Consider the following 440-nt stretch of genomic DNA (forward strand, 5'->3'; position numbering starts at 1 on the left):
GTATACTATCGTCGGGATTGTATCTTTTATTCGCTCTTATTTTAGCCTTTATTTCATCATAAGCAAATCTATTTAATGGGGTTTGTTTATTTACTACATTAGGAAATTGTTTAATGTAATAACCATTACTCAATAACCATTTTAAAATTGCTTTGTACTCTTTTTCATCTGCAATAGTAAAGTCTGAATATCTAAAACGGTTAGCTTTTTCAAATTTTGGTTCTAACGTTTTTTTAAAACTTTCTATTAAATCATCAAAGTCATTGTATTCGTATTGCTCTATTTTTATCAATTTACTTTCCCCTTACCCTAAGCTTTTTTATCATTAATTATACACTACCTTGATGATATAATGACTTATGTCATCAACAATCCTAACTGTTGAAATCGGACAAGTTAGGAGGTGCTAACAATATGTCTGTATTAACAATTATTTACTC

General features: G+C 28.0%; 1 protein-coding gene. It reads right to left on the bottom strand.

The window, feature by feature from the left end:
* The coding region (locus ACF91D_RS32000) for a hypothetical protein (RefSeq protein WP_392438740.1) at positions 1-292 on the bottom strand (292 nt) is incomplete at its 3' end.
* Positions 293-440 lie beyond the last annotated feature (148 nt).

The organism is Staphylococcus sp. 231237_7MaSpsaltlick (assembly GCF_043107035.1).